This window comes from Rhodoferax sp. (assembly GCF_011391645.1).
GTDB lineage: Bacteria > Pseudomonadota > Gammaproteobacteria > Burkholderiales > Burkholderiaceae_C > Rhodoferax.
In genome coordinates this window covers 34,842-51,348 of the sequence record NZ_JAABQC010000001.1, presented here as the reverse complement: position 1 = coordinate 51,348, position 16,507 = coordinate 34,842, and the positions used below count along the sequence as shown (strand labels likewise).

General features: G+C 59.8%; 19 protein-coding genes and 1 tRNA gene. 6 read left to right on the top strand and 14 right to left on the bottom strand.

Annotated elements, in window-relative coordinates; translation table 11 throughout:
- The first annotated feature begins 206 nt into the window (after positions 1-206).
- Both GPS82_RS00275 and GPS82_RS00270 read left to right on the top strand, forming a co-directional pair.
- Positions 207-1,136 carry a polyprenyl synthetase family protein gene (locus GPS82_RS00275; RefSeq protein WP_296490096.1) on the top strand — a complete coding sequence of 310 codons (930 nt, stop codon included), beginning with the start codon at positions 207-209 and terminating at the stop codon, positions 1,134-1,136.
- A 21-nt stretch (positions 1,137-1,157) separates the two neighbouring features.
- A tRNA-Pro gene (locus GPS82_RS00270) sits at positions 1,158-1,234 on the top strand.
- Positions 1,235-1,505: 271 nt separating this feature from the next.
- On the opposite strand, the gene GPS82_RS00265 is transcribed toward GPS82_RS00270, so the two are convergent.
- Positions 1,506-1,823 (bottom strand): DUF6172 family protein, encoded by a 318-nt coding sequence (locus GPS82_RS00265; RefSeq protein ID WP_296490064.1) that lies wholly within the window; start codon positions 1,821-1,823, stop codon positions 1,506-1,508.
- A 164-nt stretch (positions 1,824-1,987) separates the two neighbouring features.
- On the opposite strand from GPS82_RS00265, the gene GPS82_RS00260 reads away from it, so the two are divergent.
- The 3 genes from GPS82_RS00260 to GPS82_RS00250 all read left to right on the top strand — a co-directional run bounded on the left by GPS82_RS00260 (position 1,988) and on the right by GPS82_RS00250 (position 5,484).
- On the top strand, positions 1,988-3,241 hold the full coding sequence (locus GPS82_RS00260) for a DEAD/DEAH box helicase (protein ID WP_296490063.1): 1,254 nt from the start codon (positions 1,988-1,990) through the stop codon (positions 3,239-3,241).
- 330 nt (positions 3,242-3,571) lie between these two features.
- Positions 3,572-4,933, top strand: coding sequence for a tRNA (N6-isopentenyl adenosine(37)-C2)-methylthiotransferase MiaB (gene miaB / locus GPS82_RS00255; protein ID WP_296490062.1), 1,362 nt, complete (start codon positions 3,572-3,574; stop codon positions 4,931-4,933).
- Between the two features lie 47 nt (positions 4,934-4,980).
- Positions 4,981-5,484 (top strand): YgjP-like metallopeptidase domain-containing protein, encoded by a 504-nt coding sequence (locus GPS82_RS00250; RefSeq protein ID WP_296490095.1) that lies wholly within the window; start codon positions 4,981-4,983, stop codon positions 5,482-5,484.
- Here the strand turns inward: GPS82_RS00250 and GPS82_RS00245 are convergent, their stop codons facing one another.
- Together GPS82_RS00245 and GPS82_RS00240 are read right to left on the bottom strand one after the other, a co-directional pair.
- Positions 5,485-5,694, bottom strand: a complete 210-nt coding sequence (locus tag GPS82_RS00245) for a DUF3820 family protein (protein WP_296490061.1) — start codon at positions 5,692-5,694, stop codon at positions 5,485-5,487.
- 1 nt (position 5,695) lies between these two features.
- Complete coding sequence (locus GPS82_RS00240; protein WP_296490060.1) at positions 5,696-6,058, bottom strand: translation initiation factor Sui1; 363 nt, start codon at positions 6,056-6,058, stop codon at positions 5,696-5,698.
- Between the two features lie 91 nt (positions 6,059-6,149).
- On the opposite strand from GPS82_RS00240, the gene GPS82_RS00235 reads away from it, so the two are divergent.
- Positions 6,150-6,377: a hypothetical protein gene (locus GPS82_RS00235; RefSeq protein ID WP_296490059.1), complete on the top strand. Its 228-nt coding sequence runs from the start codon at positions 6,150-6,152 to the stop codon at positions 6,375-6,377.
- Positions 6,378-6,381: 4 nt separating this feature from the next.
- On the opposite strand, the gene nagZ is transcribed toward GPS82_RS00235, so the two are convergent.
- From nagZ to GPS82_RS00180, 11 genes are all read right to left on the bottom strand, one after another.
- The gene (nagZ, locus tag GPS82_RS00230; RefSeq protein WP_296490058.1) at positions 6,382-7,464 is read right to left on the bottom strand and encodes a beta-N-acetylhexosaminidase; all 1,083 of its coding nucleotides are present in this window, start codon (positions 7,462-7,464) and stop codon (positions 6,382-6,384) included.
- A gap of 50 nt (positions 7,465-7,514) precedes the next feature.
- A complete protein-coding gene (gene acpS, locus GPS82_RS00225; protein ID WP_296490057.1) occupies positions 7,515-7,922 on the bottom strand; it encodes a holo-ACP synthase in 408 nt (135 codons plus the stop codon).
- Positions 7,919-8,677: a pyridoxine 5'-phosphate synthase gene (locus tag GPS82_RS00220; protein ID WP_296490056.1), complete on the bottom strand. Its 759-nt coding sequence runs from the start codon at positions 8,675-8,677 to the stop codon at positions 7,919-7,921. Before GPS82_RS00220 ends, acpS begins: the two co-directional genes overlap by 4 nt.
- A complete protein-coding gene (recO, locus tag GPS82_RS00215) occupies positions 8,674-9,423 on the bottom strand; it encodes a DNA repair protein RecO (protein WP_296490055.1) in 750 nt (249 codons plus the stop codon). The genes GPS82_RS00220 and recO overlap by 4 nt, the downstream gene beginning before the upstream one ends.
- Before the next feature lie 29 nt (positions 9,424-9,452).
- A complete protein-coding gene (locus GPS82_RS00210) occupies positions 9,453-9,932 on the bottom strand; it encodes a hypothetical protein (RefSeq protein ID WP_296490054.1) in 480 nt (159 codons plus the stop codon).
- Between the two features lie 90 nt (positions 9,933-10,022).
- The gene (gene era / locus GPS82_RS00205; RefSeq protein ID WP_296490094.1) at positions 10,023-10,970 is read right to left on the bottom strand and encodes a GTPase Era; all 948 of its coding nucleotides are present in this window, start codon (positions 10,968-10,970) and stop codon (positions 10,023-10,025) included.
- A gap of 77 nt (positions 10,971-11,047) precedes the next feature.
- Positions 11,048-11,731: a ribonuclease III gene (gene rnc, locus GPS82_RS00200; protein ID WP_296490093.1), complete on the bottom strand. Its 684-nt coding sequence runs from the start codon at positions 11,729-11,731 to the stop codon at positions 11,048-11,050.
- A gap of 16 nt (positions 11,732-11,747) precedes the next feature.
- Positions 11,748-12,101 carry a DUF4845 domain-containing protein gene (locus GPS82_RS00195; RefSeq protein ID WP_296490053.1) on the bottom strand — a complete coding sequence of 118 codons (354 nt, stop codon included), beginning with the start codon at positions 12,099-12,101 and terminating at the stop codon, positions 11,748-11,750.
- Positions 12,102-12,114: 13 nt separating this feature from the next.
- Entirely contained in the window at positions 12,115-13,080 is a 966-nt protein-coding gene (gene lepB / locus GPS82_RS00190; protein ID WP_296490052.1) for a signal peptidase I, read from the bottom strand.
- Positions 13,080-14,891, bottom strand: coding sequence for a translation elongation factor 4 (gene lepA / locus GPS82_RS00185; RefSeq protein ID WP_296490051.1), 1,812 nt, complete (start codon positions 14,889-14,891; stop codon positions 13,080-13,082). Before lepA ends, lepB begins: the two co-directional genes overlap by 1 nt.
- A 136-nt stretch (positions 14,892-15,027) precedes the next feature.
- Positions 15,028-16,506 carry a DegQ family serine endoprotease gene (locus tag GPS82_RS00180; RefSeq protein ID WP_296490050.1) on the bottom strand — a complete coding sequence of 493 codons (1,479 nt, stop codon included), beginning with the start codon at positions 16,504-16,506 and terminating at the stop codon, positions 15,028-15,030.
- Between the last annotated feature and the right edge of the window lies 1 nt (position 16,507).

Here is a 16,507-nt window from a genome sequence, read left to right as displayed (position 1 = left end):
TCAAAGATTTACCCTGCAAACGAATTTCCGCAGAGCCTTGTATTATCACATAAATTTGGGAAAATGCTGATTCTCAAAAAGATCAGGGGTGCCCGGCGCCAAAAGCAGCGCGCCAGCTTTCTATAATGCGCGCAACCAACTGAGCCACTGTTTTGCACGCCACCCACACCAATAATTCCAGTTCCACGGCGATCATCGCTCAGGATATGCGCGAGGTTGACTTGGTCATTGCACAGCGACTCGACTCCGGGGTGCCACTGGTGGGCCAGGTGTCACGCTACATTATCTCTGCTGGCGGCAAGCGGTTGCGCCCCGCACTGCTGCTGCTTATTTGTGGTGCACTCGACTTCAGAGGTGCGCAACGTTTCAACCTGGCCGCCGTGGTGGAGTTCATTCACACAGCCACCCTGCTCCACGACGACGTGGTGGATGATTCGTCCCTGCGCCGTGGCAACGCCACCGCCAATGAAACATTTGGCAATCCGGCCAGCGTCCTTGTCGGCGACTTTTTGTATTCCCGCGCCTTTCAGATGATGGTTGATGCACAAAGCATGCGCATCATGGAAGTGCTGGCCGACGCCACCAACATCATCGCTGAAGGCGAAGTGATGCAGTTGATGAACATGCACAACGCCGCGCTTGATGAAGCGGGCTACCTGCAAGTGATCCGCTCCAAAACCGCCAAGCTGTTCGAAGCCAGCGCCCGCGTTGGCGCCATACTTGCCAATGCCAGTCCCGAACTGGAGTCCGCCTGCGCCGAATACGGGCAAGCCTTGGGCACCGCCTTTCAGGTCATCGACGACGTGCTTGATTACACCGGCGATGCCGCAGTCATGGGCAAGAACCTCGGTGACGATTTGCGCGAAGGCAAAACCACGCTACCCCTGATCGCAGCCATGCAACGTGGCAGTGCCAGCGAACGCGAACTCATTCAAACTGCCATTGAAACCGGCAAACTCGAGCTGATTGACCAGGTCGTTGCCATTGTGCAAGCCACTGGCGCGTTGGATGTGGCGCGTCAAGCGGCGGCAGACGAAGCGCGCCGCGCCATCAGCGCCGCCGAGCAGTTGCCCGACAATGAACACAGGCAGTGTTTGATACAATTGGCGGCTCAATTACTGGAGCGTCAATCCTGACGTTTCAGGGCAAGAATAAATCGGAATGTAGCGCAGCCTGGTAGCGCACTTCGTTCGGGACGAAGGGGTCGGAGGTTCGAATCCTCTCATTCCGACCAAACAAATCAATGGGTTAGCGATTTTTGACTACTAATGCATTTTGCTTTTCGTCTCTTAATTGCCGTTTTGGCCTAGCTTTTGGCCTAACCATTAAGAAATTCAATTGATCGACATGATGTGAAAGCAGGTGAACAGCCACTGACGCGTCACCATCGCCGATATACACATGTCTCTCCGATGATCTTGTTCGGGCCACGCTGTTTCCCGTAATTTTCAAGAGTTGGGCGCGCGGCTCATCTATGCGTTCAATTATGGCTGCGGGTTTTTCATTTACAGGCCGTCGTCTGCTTGTGGCTCGGTGCTGGCGCGGGCGCCGCGGTACCCAGGCTGGGCCAGCAGTTCAAGGTAAAACGCATCGCCGCCTTCTTTGGCCACGGCATCGATCAAGGCAGTCAGGGTGGCAAAGTGAACCCCCTGAGCCTTGTCTGCGGTAGTGCCAAATTTGCAGTCAAAGTCCCAGAAGTCCACGCCTTCAGGCAAGGTTTTGCGGCGCTCGCGCTTGATGTACTGGCGAATCTCATGCTTGGTGGCATCCAGCACACGGTCGCGGTTTTTGCCTTCTATGCTGAGTTGAAATGTCTTTTTCATGCTGTCCTTTGAGTCTGTTGTGGGCACGCCTGGCAGGGTCGGCTTGTAGTGGGGGTGATTATGCGTCCAGCCCCGCCCAAGCCATCTGCCAGCGCGCCCCGACGTGAAGCGCGTAAACTGCCCGAGAAATCGCCAGCCTATTTTCCTCACCCCACTTGCTCTTTATGCCGTTTTCCACACTTGGCTTGACCAGCCCGTTCCTTCAAGCCATTCACACATTGGGTTTCGACGTGCCCACGCCCATTCAGTCGGGGGCCATTGGGCCGGCACTGCAGGGTCGCGACGTGCTGGGGTGCGCGCACACCGGCTCGGGCAAAACGCTGGCCTTTGCCTTGCCCTTGTTGCAAAGCCTGTCAGGCTCGCCTGGCAAATTGGCCCAGGCACTGGTTCTGGTGCCCACGCGGGAACTGGCCACCCAGGTGGGCGACAGCCTCCGCGCCCTGGCGCAGCACTTGCCACACCCGCCCAGGGTGAGCGTGGTGTTTGGCGGTGTGTCGATCAACCCGCAGATGATGGGCTTGCGCGGCGGCACCGAGGTGCTGGTGGCCACGCCGGGGCGACTGCTGGACCTGGTGGCGCACAACGCGGTCAAGCTCTCAGGAGTGAAACTGCTGGTGCTCGACGAGGCTGACCGCCTGCTCGACCTGGGTTTTGCCGAAGAACTCAACCAACTGCTGGCGCTGCTGCCCGCCTGGCGCCAAAGCCTGTTTTTCTCGGCCACTTTTGCGCCCGCGGTGCAGTCCCTGGCCAACACCCTGCTGCGTGACCCGGTGCGTGTGGATGTGCGGCCTGACGCCGCGCCGCCGCTTGAGATCGTGCAGCGCGCCATTGCCGTGGACACGTCCAGGCGCACCCAGTTGATGCGCCACCTGATCCAGCAAAACGCCTGGTCGCGGGTGCTGGTGTTTGTGGCCACCAAGTTTGCGTCTGAGATCGTGGCCGACAAGCTGCGCAAGGCAGGTTTGACGGCCGAGCCCTTTCACGGCGAACTCAGCCAGGGCAAACGCACCCAGGTGCTGGCTGACTTCAAGGCAGAACGCCTGACCGTGGTGGTCGCCACCGATGTGGCGGCGCGCGGTCTGGACATTGCGGGCTTGCCGGTGGTGGTGAACTTTGACCTGCCGCGCTCGGCCAGCGATTACACCCACCGCGTCGGCCGCACTGGACGCGCGGGCGAGCCTGGTCTGGCGGTGAGCTTTGTCAGTGCCGCCACACGGGCGCACTGGCGGCTCATCGCCAAGCGCCAGCAGTTGTCGATTGAGCTGGAAAGCATAGCCGGCTTTGAAGCGCTGGAGGCCGCCCCGCCCGCCTCCAGCCTGCCTGACGCTCCCGGCAACGGCGGCGTCAAGGGCAGTCGCCCCAGCAAGAAAGACAAACTGCGCGCACTGGCAGCGCAAGCCAAGCCGCCCGTACCTTAAAATCGCGGCCTGTTTCACAGCCTCTGGATGAACACCATGAACCGCTGCATCAATGCCCACAAGGGCTTTTCTTTTTTGGCTGGTGGCCCTGATCACCAAAGCCCAGGGTTTGCTCAATCCTTTTCCGAAGCCAGCCTGGCGCAGGCAAAACGCGCGGGCGTGGTGCCGTTTAACCGGTAGCTAATTCGATCCGCGTTAGCAACATGATGGGGCTTTGCCCTGTAGGAGCGGCGCCCTCGCCGCGAAGGCACCCTCCAAACGACATCCAGACAACCTTCGCGGCGAGGGCGCCGCTCCTACAAAATACCAATACACAACTCCATTTTCACCATGAACAAAAAAGTCTTTATCAAAACCTACGGCTGCCAGATGAACGAGTACGACTCAGACAAGATGAGCGACGTGCTCGGCGCGGCCCAGGGCTACACACAGACTGACAACGTAGAAGAGGCCGACCTGATTTTGTTCAACACCTGCTCGGTGCGTGAAAAGGCGCAGGAAAAGGTGTTTTCGGACCTGGGGCGCGTCAAGCACCTGAAAAAACGTGGCGCCCTGATCGGCGTCGGCGGCTGCGTGGCGAGCCAAGAGGGCGAAGCCATCATTGCCCGGGCGCCCTATGTGGACGTGGTGTTTGGTCCGCAAACCCTGCACCGGCTGCCGCAAATGCTCGATGAGCGCGCCCGGCTGAACCGCTCGCAGGTTGACATCAGCTTTCCCGAGATCGAGAAATTCGACCACCTGCCCGCTGCGCGTGTCGAAGGTGCCAGCGCCTTTGTGAGCATCATGGAAGGCTGCTCCAAATACTGCAGCTACTGCGTGGTGCCTTACACCCGCGGCGAGGAAGTGAGTCGCCCGTTCGAGGACGTGCTGGTGGAGGTGGCGGGTCTGGCCGACCAGGGTGTGAAGGAAATCACGCTGCTGGGGCAGAACGTGAACGCCTGGCGCGCAAAAATGATCACCAGTCCTGGCGCTGCCGGCGACACCGGTGAGATGGCCGACTTTGCCACGCTGCTTGAATACGTGTCGGACATTCCCGGCATCGCGCGCATTCGCTACGTCACCAGCCACCCCAATGAGTTCACACCGTCGCTAATTGCCGCCTACGGCAAGCTGCCCAAACTGGTCAGCCACCTGCACCTGCCGGTGCAGCACGGCAGCGACCGCATTTTGATGGCCATGAAGCGCGGCTACACCGCCATGGAATACAAGAGCACGGTGCGCAAGCTGCGCGCCATTCGACCCGACATGGCACTGAGCAGCGATTTCATTGTGGGTTTTCCGGGCGAGACCGAGGACGACTTTGGCAAGATGATGAAGCTCATCGACGACGTTGGTTTTGACAACAGTTTCAGCTTCATTTTCAGCCCGCGCCCCGGCACACCGGCGGCTAACTTGGCCGACGACACGCCGCACGAGGTCAAGCTGCGCCGCCTGCAACACCTGCAGGGCGTGATCAACGACAGCATCAAGCGCATCAGTGAAAGCCGCATGGGCACCGTGCAGCGCATCCTGGTGGAGGGCGCGTCCAAGCGCGACGCCACCGAGCTGATGGGCCGCACCGAGTGCAACCGCGTGGTGAATTTTGTCGGCCATCCGCGCCTGGTGGGCCAGATGGTGGATGTGACCATCACCGACACCCGCACCTTCACGCTGCGCGGCGAGGTGCTGACCCAAGACACGGCACTGGCTTGAAATACCTGCAAGGCTACCCGGCCACCACCCTGGCGCAGGTGGCGCAGATGCTGCACGAGGACAAGGTGGCCGATTGGCTGCTGAAAAAATACCCGCAGGCCCACGCGGTGCGCACCGACCGCGCCCTGTTCGACTACGTGCAGGCGCTCAAAACCGATTACCTGCGCGGCGCGGAGCCGGTGAACAAGGTGCTGTTTGACAGCAAGCTGCATGTGGTCAAAAACGCCCTGGGCACCCACACCAGCGTGTCACGCGTGCAGGGCAACAAGCTCAAGGCCAAGCGCGAAATCCGCATTGCCACGCTGTTCAAAACCGTGCCCGATGAATTTTTGCGCATGATCACCGTGCACGAACTGGCGCACCTGAAGGAAAAAGCCCACGACAAGGCTTTTTACCAGCTCTGCAAACACATGGAGCCCGGCTACCACCAGCTCGAATTCGAGGTGCGGGTGTATTTGACGCACCTGGAAACCGCAGGAACCCGACTGTGGGAAGCTGAAGGTTTTGAGGGTCAGACCACTCGCGCAGCGACGTGCTCTGACCCCGACTGATTAGTGGCGCAGCGGCTTGAGCAAATCCGACAGCCCGTTGTGATCGATCTCGTGCATCAGCGCCAGCAGGCGGCCGATCTCGCCCTTGGGCACGCCTTCACGCGCAAACCAGCGCAGGTAGTCGCCAGGCAAATCGGCGATCAGTCGGCCCTTGTGCTTGCCAAAGGGCATGGTGCGCGTCACCAGCAGTTGCAGGTCTTCTGGCTTCATTTCAACCGCCTGACCGTTTGACGCTGCGGCCCTGCGCCTTGAGCAGTTCCATGACGCGCTCGACATGGTCCCCCTGCACCTCGATCACGCCGTCTTTCACCGTGCCGCCCGAGCCACAGGCCGTTTTGAGTTGCTTGCCCAGGGCGTTCAGCGCCGCGTCATCCAGGTCCAGGCCTTTCACCAGCGTCACGCCCTTGCCGGCCCGCCCCTTGGTCTGGCGCGACACCCGCACGAGGCCGTCGCCGGCCGGACGAGTTGCGGCCGAGCGGCAACTGCACTGCGCCTGTGGTTGGCGGCACTGCGGGCACATGCGGCCGCTGTCGGTGCTGTACACCAGGCCGCTGCTGAGGAGTTTGTCTTTCATGGGCGTTCAGATAGGGTGCACAAGATCATGGATTGTCCGATAAAGCCGGTGTGCCAAAATGGCTTGCAACACGATTCCAGGAAAGTCACCAATGTCACGTCAAAGCGTTTGGGCACCCAAGGTTTTCGCTCTGATCAAGGGCGGCAACAGCTCGGCCGCCATTGCCCAGATCAAGGTGGCACCCACTGTGAAAGACCTGCAGGATCTGCGCAAGCTGTTGACCGCTGCGAATCTGCTCAGGGCCCAGCCCAATGTGGACGCGGCGACCAACGACATGATCGCCGAGCTGTCAGCACCCCGGCTGCACCGCTCGCCCTGAAAACTCAGGGAATCAGGTCAAGCGCCTGCATGTAGGCGGGCTGCACCATCAAGTCGTCCCACGGCGTGGCGCGACCGACAGGCAGCAGGGCCAGCCGGCGCTCTTCACTGGCGTCAAGCGGTTGCCATTGGCCCTTGAGTTGTGCTTCGGTCAGGCCGTTGATCAGGGCATCCAACTCGGCACCGTCACCCAGCGACTGGTTGCACAGCAGCACCATGTCGCAACCTGCATTCAGCGCCGCCACCGCCGCCTGGGTCGGGCTGACCGGTTGGCCATCCAGCACGCGGGCGCCGGCCATGGAGAGGTCGTCGCTGAACACCGCACCATTAAAGCGGAGTTGACCGCGCAGGATGTCACCCAGCCATTTGCCTGAAAAACCAGCCGGCCGGGCATCCACCTTGGGGTAGATCACATGCGCCGGCATGACACTGGTAAGCGCTGTGCCGAGCCAGTCGTAGGGTTTGGCATCGTCGGCCAGAATGGCCTTGAGGCTGCGCTTGTCGACCGGAATGTCGGTGTGTGAATCGGCCTTGACGAAACCGTGGCCAGGAAAATGTTTGCCGCAATTGGCCATGCCGCTTTGCAACAAGCCATGCATCAGGCTCTTGGCCAGCAGGCTCACCACGCGCGGGTCGCGGGCAAAGGCGCGGTTGCCAATCACGCTGCTCTCGCCAAAATCCAGATCCAGCACCGGGGTAAAGCTCAAATCGATGCCGCACGCGCGCAGCTCGGCGCCGAGCACATAACCACAGGCGGTGGCCGCCCGGGTGGCGCGCATGGCACCGCTGCCCTCGCCCGCCTTGCCGTCTTGCAGCCAGAGCTCGCCCAGGGCGCGCATCGGTGTCAAATGGGTAAAACCATCGGTCTTGAAACGCTGCACATGACCACCCTCATGGTCGACACAAATCAGCAAATCCTTGCGCAGCTTCTTGATGCTGTGGCACAAAGCGGTGAGCTGCTCGCGGCTCTGCCAGTTGCGGGCAAACAAAATCATGCCGCCCACCAGGGGGTGCTTGAGGCGTTGTTTGTCCTGTTTGCTGAGGGTCAGACCGGCGATGTCGATGATCAGGGGTGCGTGCAGGGTCATGATGTTATTCCGGGTAAATTGCGTGATGTGGTGTGCTGACTGACTAACGATTAAAGACCATTTTTGCCAATGATTTCAACCACGCAAAAACTCGCGGCATAGTCGGTCTCGTCGGTTACGCTGATGTGGACACTCAAACCTTTGGCTTCAAACCAGGTTTTGAGTCCGCCGTGGAGCACGATATGCGGCTGGCCGCTGGGCAATTTGCCAACCTCGCACAGGCGCCAGGTCATGGGCATGCGCATGCCCAGCCCGATGGCTTTGCTGAAGGCCTCCTTGGCGCTGAAACGGGTGGCCAGATAACGCACACCGCGCTCGGGCCAGCGCTCGCTGCGCTGATGCCAGGTGGCCAGTTCAGCCTCACTGAGAATTTTTTGCGCAAAGCGTTCGCCGTGGCGATCCAGGCTGGCCTGAATGCGACGAACGTCGCAGATGTCGGTGCCAATGCCGTAGATCATGCGGCATCGCGAATGCAGCGCAGGTAGTCCTTGACGGTGGCGGCGTAGCCCAGCTCCAGCGCATCGGCGATCAGCGCATGGCCAATCGACACCTCGCTCACCCCCGGCACCTGGGCGATGAAGGCGGTGAGGTTGTCGCGGTTCAGGTCGTGGCCGGCGTTCACTTCCAGGCCAACGTCCAGCGCAGCTTGCGCGGCCTGGGCAAAACGCGCCAGTTGCGCGGCCTGCCCGGGCGTGCCCCAGGCGGCGGCATAAGGCTCGGTGTAAAGCTCCACCCGGTCCGCGCCCACGGCTTTGGCAGCCGCCATGGCGGAGGCATCGGCATCCATGAACAGGCTCACGCGCAGGCCCCAGACGTGGGCCTGATCAATCAGGGGCTTGAGCCGGGCGGCATCGTCCGGAAAACACCAGCCATGGTCACTGGTGAACTGGCCCTCGGTGTCGGGCACAAACGTGACCTGGTGCACCGGCAACTGCTGCGCCACCAATTGGCCCACCACGTCCATCAGGTTGTGCAGCGGATTGCCTTCAATGTTGAATTCACGCTCTGGCCAATCTCTTAGCAGCCGGGCCAGCTCGGGCACGTCACTGGCGCGTATGTGGCGCTCATCCGGGCGCGGGTGCACGGTGATGCCGTTGGCTCCCGCCTGCAGGCACAACGTGGCCGCGCGCGTCACGCTGGGAATGCCCAGGTGACGGGTGTTGCGCACCAGCGCCACCTTGTTGAGATTGACGGACAGAGAAGTAGTTTTCATAAGCTTTGCAGATCGATCATCATTTGCCGGGTGCGAAGGCTGGGCACACCACAATGGTAATTGAGCAACGTGCGCAACTGCGGTTTGAGTGCACCAGCCACGTCGGCACAAGCGCGCAACACGGTGCTCAGTGGTACCCGCTCACCCAGAACTTGTTGCAGCGCCATCCACTGGGCACCGCTCAGGCTGTTGCGGTCGGTGGCGTTGGCCTGGCGCAAACCGCCCTCGGGTACCAGACTGTAACGCGCCTCGGGGTGTAGCGCCAGCAAGGTCATGGTCTGGGCGTCCAGCAGGGGCAGCAGGCCAATTTCGCGCAGCAGCAGCAGCTCAAAGGCACGCAGGGCCGCTTCCAGCACCTCGCCATGTTCGCTGGCAATGATCTGCACCACGCCGGCGTAGACGTCAAACAGCAGCGGGTGCGGGTCTTCGCGCGCCAGCAGCTTCATCAGCAGTTCATTGAGGTAGTAGCCTGACATCAGCGCGTCGCCGGTGGGCATGACGTGACCGCCCTGCCATTCGGCGGCCTTGAGCGTTTTGATCTCAGCCTCGCCACCAAAGGCCAGATGCAGCCGCTGCAGCGGCAGCAAAATGGGTCGAAAGCTGGAGCTGGGCCGCTTCACACCTTTGGCCACCAACGCCATGCGGCCATGGTGCCGGGTGAAGACCTCCAGGATCAGGCTGGACTCGCTCCAGTCGTAGCGGTGCAACACAAAGGCGGGTTCTTCAGAGATACGCTTGGTGGCCATCAATATAAATTCACCATACCAGCGCTTTTTCAGTCCGCCAAATTCACAACGACTTTTCTCAGTGAAAGATCGATTCGGTCGTAGTTCACGCATCCGTCCTGGTGCACTGGCGAAACCACCATTTCAAACATGACGCGGCTGCCGGGCGGCACTCCACTGACAGGATATGTCAAATCACGGAAGGATTGTTTGCCGCCACTGAAGAAATTGAAGTCAAGAACCGTCCGCCGGCTCAAAATTTGGCTGGAAGCGTTGTTCAGCGTGCCCGTGATGAAGGCGAAGCAGCTGACGTTATTCAAAGAGGAAATTTTTCGCTTGATCTGATAGTCAACACTGATACCGCCGCCTAATTCAACATGGTGCTTTTCCAACTCCATTGAGGGCGCGGCAGCCGGCAAAGTTGAAGGAAAGGGGGGCACTTCGGGTTGGCTGGCGCAACCGGCGATGGTCATCACCAGCAACGCGAGGCGTGCCCATTGTTGGAAAGAAGAGAAATGCATCTGTTTCATGGTTTTCCCAGTATCACTTCCACCGCTCGATTTCAGCAGCGCTCTCATGCAAGGCATGCTGGGACCATCAATTCGTCTGGCTCAGCGCACCTACTCGTAACCAAACGATCGCACGCGCGCTTCGTCGTCAGCCCAGCCAGAGCGCACCTTGACCCACATCTCGATGAACACCTTGCAGTCCATCAGTTTCTCCAACTCAACGCGGGTCTCCATGCCGATGCGCTTGATACGCTCGCCCTTGTCGCCAATCACCATCGCCTTGTGGCCGTCGCGCTCGACCACGATGGTGGCGGCGATGCGCAGCAGGCGCTTCTGGCCTTTTCTCTGGGGCGGCTCTTCCTCAAACTTGTCGATGATGACGGTCGAGGTGTAGGGTAGCTCGTCGCCGGTCAAACGAAACAGTTTTTCGCGCACCATCTCGGCTGCCATGAAGCGCTCGCTGCGGTCGGTGAGCTCGTCTGCGGCGTACCACCAAGCCTGCTCGGGCAGGTATCTTTCGCAAATGCCCAGCAGGCGTTCCACATCCTTGGCGCTCTTGGCCGACATCGGCACAAACTCGGCAAAAGCGTGCTTGTCCTGCATGGTCTGCAGCCAGGGCGCGATGTCGCCGCGGCGGTGCACGTTGTCTAGCTTGTTGGCAATCAGCAGGGTGGGAATATTTTTACCGAGCAGTGCCAGCACGCGCGCGTCGGCCGGGGTGAAGCTGCCGGCTTCCACCACAAACAAAATCAGGTCCACGTCGGCCACCGCGCCGACCACGGTTTTGTTGAGCGACTTGTTCAGCGCGTTGCCGTGCAGGGTCTGAAAACCGGGAGTGTCGACAAACACAAACTGGCTCGCTCCCACGGTGTGCATGCCGGTGATGCGGTGGCGCGTGGTTTGCGCCTTGCGCGAGGTGATGCTTATTTTTTGCCCCACCAGCGCGTTCAAAAGCGTGGATTTGCCAACATTGGGCTTGCCCACAATGGCGATCAGGCCGCAGCGCTGACCCGCAACCGGCGCTGCGGCGGCACCCGCCGGACGCATGTCGCGGCGCATGCCTGCCAGCAGATCTTCCAGGTTGTCCTGCACCTCAACCTCAGGTGCCTCGGAAGCTGTTTTTTTGGGGGTATTCATCAGATGACCGTCGCTTTCAAAATTTCCAACATCGCCGTCGCGGCAGCCTGTTCGGCAGATCGACGCGAGCCGCCAATCCCGCGCTCGGCGCGGTTGAGTTCAGGAATTTCGCATTCCACATCAAAGCTCTGTTTGTGTGCCGCACCCAGGGTGGCCACCACCCGGTAACTGGGCAATTTCATGCGGCGCCCCTGCAGCCATTCCTGCAACTCGGTTTTCGGGTCTTTGCCAATGGCCTCCATCTCCGGGTTGATTTGCACCGCCTCGTAAAGGCGTTGCACCAGGGCTTGCGCGGCAGCAAAACCGGCGTCCAGATACACCGCGCCAATCACGGCCTCCAGGGCGTCTGCCAGAATGGACGGACGTTTTTGCCCGCCCGAGCGCAACTCGCCCTCGCCCAACAAAATCACATCAGGCAAGCCCAGCGACACGGCCAGTTGGTGCAGCGTGTCCTGCTTGACCAGATTGGCCCGCACCCTCGACAAATCACCTTCAGGCAGGTTTTGCAAGCGCCGGTACAGCATGTCGGCCACCACCACGCCCAGCACCGAGTCGCCCAAAAACTCAAGGCGTTCGTTATGGTCAGCAGAAAAACTGCGGTGCGTGAGCGAGCGCTTCAACAAAGCGGCATCGGCAAACTGATGTTGCAGGCGCTGTTGTAGCGTTACCAGTTCCGCATTCAAACCATCACCCGGACTTTCAATTCGATTGGCCACTGTATTTGAGGGTCAGAAAGGCGGGGCCCACCAGGTGGAACTCGCGCTCGTACGCAAAGCGGACCACCACCTTGTCATCTTCCTTGGTCACGTCCAGGTCTTTGGCGGTAATCGAGGTGATACTGTCAATGCTGGTGGCCCGGTCAAAAATCATGCGGACTTCGGGCACCGTGTTGCCTTCCTTGGCTTTGTTCACTGCCTTCAGTATCGTCTGATACTCCATGACTGACGGCACCACCTGGGCCGTCATCACGCCGACAACGGCCACCAAGCCCCCCACAAAAAGCAAACTCACCAAAGTCATGCCAAGTTGGCGGGATTTAAAAGGGGAAGTCATGTCAGTCTCCAGTTCAATTAAAAGAGCCGATGCGCTTGAGGTTACCAAAATTCATCCAGACAAAGAAGGCCTTGCCAACAATGTTTTTGTCTGGCACAAAGCCCCAGTAGCGCGAATCCAGCGAATTGTCGCGGTTATCGCCCATGGTGAAGTAGTGCCCCTGCGGCACCTTGCACACCACGCCCTCAATACTGTAGCGGCAATTGTTTTTGAATTCAAATTCGTCGGCACCCGGAATAAAGGCAGGGCGCGCTGGATCAATGAGCAGGCGGTGCGGTTGCCCCCCCAGTGTTTCTTCAAATTGTGGAAAGTAACGCATGGTGTCTTCGTCAAAAAACTCGGGGAGCGCGTTGACCGGCAACGGCGTGCCATTGATGCTCAGACGCTTGTTCAGATAAGCCACCTCGTCACCCGGCACCCCCACCACGCGTTTGATGTAATCCAGGCTGGGTTTGGGCGGATAGCGAAACACCATCACGTCCCCGCGTTGCGGTGGCGTGCCCTGGGTGATTTTGGTGTTGAGAACCGGCAGACGCAGGCCGTAATGAAACTTGTTGACAAGAATCAGGTCACCAACCCATAGCGTCGGAATCATGGAGCCCGACGGAATCTTGAAGGGCTCAAACAGGAACGAGCGCAGGATGAAGACGCAAATGATCACCGGGAACAAGCCCGCCGTCCAGTCCAGCCACCAGGGTTGCGCCAGGATGAGCTTTTTCGCCTCGGAGACATCGCCGTCCACCTTGCTGATGCCCATTTTGTTGAGTTCAGCGTTGCGGGCGCTGGTCTGCGCCTCCAGCGCGGCCGCTGCCTTTTCACGTTGTGGCAAAAAGTAAAACCGCTCGGCCAGCCAGTACAGTCCGGTCACCACAGTCGCCAGGAACAGGAGCAGGGCGAAGTTGCCTTCCAGCTTGCCAAAATACCAGGCCCCGACATAGGCGGCAAAGGCCGCCAGAATCACGGAAGTCAGGGCTTGCATCACGCGTCCACCTTCAGAATGGCCAGGAAGGCCTCTTGTGGCACTTCGACCGAACCAATCTGCTTCATGCGTTTTTTACCTTCTTTTTGCTTTTCCAGCAGTTTGCGCTTGCGCGAAATGTCGCCCCCGTAACACTTGGCAATCACGTTCTTGCGCAGCGCCTTGATTGTCTCACGGGCGATGATGTTGGCCCCAATGGCGGCCTGTATGGCCACGTCGTACATCTGGCGCGAGATCACCTCGCGCATCTTGGCCACCACGGCACGACCCCGGTACTGCGACTGGGAGCGGTGCACGATGATCGACAGCGCATCGACTTTTTCCCCATTGAGCAAAATGTCGACCTTGACCACGTCGGCCGGGCGGTATTCCTTGAACTCGTAGTCCATCGAAGCATAGCCGCGTGAAACACTTTTTAGCTTGTCAAAGAAATCCATCACGATCTCGCCCAGCGGCATGTCATAGGTCAGCACGACCTGGCGGCCCTTGTAAGCCATGTTGAGCTGCATGCCGCGCTTCTGGTTGCACAAGGTCATGACCGGGCCGACATACTCCTGCGGCATGTACAGGTGCACAGTCACAATGGGTTCTCGGATCTCATCCAGACGGCCCTGATCGGGCATTTTGGATGGGTTCTCGACCATCTTGACTTCACCATCGACAGAAACCACCTGGTAGACCACGCTTGGCGCGGTGGTGATCAAATCCTGGTCAAACTCGCGCTCGAGGCGCTCCTGCACAATTTCCATGTGCAGCAGGCCCAGAAATCCGCACCGGAAGCCAAAACCCAACGCCTGCGAGACTTCGGGCTCGTAATGCAGCGAGGCGTCATTGAGCTTGAGCTTTTCCAGGCTGTCGCGCAGGCCTTCGTACTGGTTAGCCTCGGTCGGATACAAACCGGCAAACACCTGCGGCTGGATTTCCTTGAAGCCTGGCAAGGCCTCGGTGGCAGTGGCTGCAGCACCACCGCTGCCCGGCCGGATCAGCGTGATGGTGTCACCCACCTTGGCCGCCTGCAGTTCGCGAATACCGGCAATGATGTAACCCACCTCACCGGCCTCGAGTGCCTGGCGCGGCTCATTGGCCGGGGTGAAAACACCCAGGCCGTCAGCGTTGTAAGTGGCGCCGCTCGCCATCATCTTGATGCGCTCGCCCTTGGCCAGGCGACCGTCGACCACCCGCACCAGCATCACCACACCGACATAGGAGTCAAACCAGCTGTCGATGATCATGGCGCGCAGCGGGCCTTTCGGGTTGCCTTTGGGCGGCGGAATGCGGGCCACCACGGCTTCCAGAATCTCATCGATGCCCATGCCGCTCTTGGCCGAGCAGGCAATCGCCTCGGAGGCGTCAATGCCGATCACGTCCTCGATTTCCGACCGGGCATTGTCAGGGTCGGCATTGGGCAGGTCCATCTTGTTCAGCACAGGCACCACTTCCACACCCAGATCGAGTGCCGTGTAGCAGTTGGCCACGGTTTGGGCTTCCACGCCCTGGCTGGCGTCGACCACCAGCAAGGCACCTTCACAAGCCGACAGGGAACGGCTCACCTCATAGGAGAAGTCCACATGGCCGGGGGTGTCGATCAAATTGAGGTTGTACACCTGCCCATCGAGCGCCTTGTAGTGCAGGGCTGCGGTTTGCGCCTTGATGGTGATGCCGCGTTCCTTCTCGATGTCCATCGAGTCCAGCACCTGCGCTTCCATTTCGCGCTCCTGCAAGCCACCACAACGCTGGATCAGGCGGTCGGCCAGCGTGGATTTGCCATGGTCAATGTGGGCAATGATGGAGAAATTTCTGATGTGTTGCATCCAGGAAAACCGATTTAAAGTGATTGATTGGCAAACAGAAAAAAGGGCGCGTTCCAGAGAGACGCGCCCCGAACCAAACAGATTGGCTACACCAAAGTCAAGTGCCCGATTGTAATAAGGTCAGGCACCCCCCAATTCAAGGGTTCAACCGGAGCATGGTGTATTGGGCCCACTCGCCACGGCGAAAGAGAATATTGATGGGTTTGGTTTTGTCCAGGCCCGTCAAAACCTTCTCCAAACCAGCGACACTGGTTACCGTCACGTTGGCCACTGCCATGATCACGTCGCCCTCGCGCAAACCGGCACGAGCCGCCGGACCGCTGGCGGCAGTCACCTGCACGCCTCCCTTGATGCGAAGCTCCTTCTTGGCATCATCCGTCAACTCGCTCAGTTCGAGGCCTGTGGTCTGGGTTATTTTGGACTCGGCGGCTTTGGGTGCTTTTTCTGGCGATTTGGCGGCTGTTTTTTCAGGCTCGATCTCGGCCACGGTGACCGTCAAATCCTTGCTGGCACCGCGTCGGAACACCGTCACTGTGCTCTTGGCCCCCGGCTTGGTGCTACCGACCATGCGCGGCAGGTCGCTCGACTTCTCAACTTTTTTTCCATCGAACTTGATGATGATGTCACCCGCCTCGACGCCTGCCTTGTCGGCCGGACCCTCAGTTTCAACGCCACGCACCAGAGCGCCATAGGGCTGACCCAAACCGATGGACTCGGCCACCTCTTTGGTGACCTGTTCAATCTGCACACCAATGCGGCCCCGGGTGACGCGCCCCGTGGCCCGCAACTGCTCGCTCACGCGCACCGCCTCGTCCATCGGGATCGAGAACGAAATACCCATGGAGCCACCCGAGCGCGAATAAATCTGGCTGTTGATGCCCACCACTTCGCCACGCATGTTGATCAACGGGCCTCCTGAATTGCCAGGATTGATCGCCACGTCGGTCTGAATGAAGGGCAAATAATCGCCCGTGTCGCGTTGTTTGGCACTCACAATGCCGGCGGTCACGCTGTTTTCCAGGCCAAAAGGCGAGCCGATCGCCATCACCCACTCGCCCACCTTGAGGCGACTGACATCACCCACCTTGACCGCCGGCAGACCAGTGGCCTCGATCTTGACCACAGCAACATCACTGCGCTTGTCGGCGCCGATAATTTTGGCCTTGAATTCGCGCTTGTCGGTGAGGGTCACGAGGACCTCGTCAGCGCCATCGACCACATGGGCGTTGGTCATGATCATGCCGTCCGGGGTCAGGATGAAGCCAGAACCCACACCCCGGGGCTGCTCGCCCTGGTTGGGCCCCTGACCATGCCCTGGGGGTGGGCCCTGGCGCGGACCATTGGGAATATTGGGGATCGGCAGACCGAAACGGCGGAAAAACTCCAGCATGTCAGGGTCCATCTGGCCCGACTGGCTTTGCCTCGGGCTCACCTTCTCCAGAGTGCGTATGTTGACCACTGAAGGCCCCACCTGCTCGACCAGATCGGTGAAGTCAGGCAAGGCACGCACCTGGGCGGTGGCCGGGGTCATTGGCAACAGCACCGTGGATGCCGCGGCCACCATGGCGACGCTGAGGATACAAGCGTGCAGGCTTTTAAAAGTAAATTGAATCATC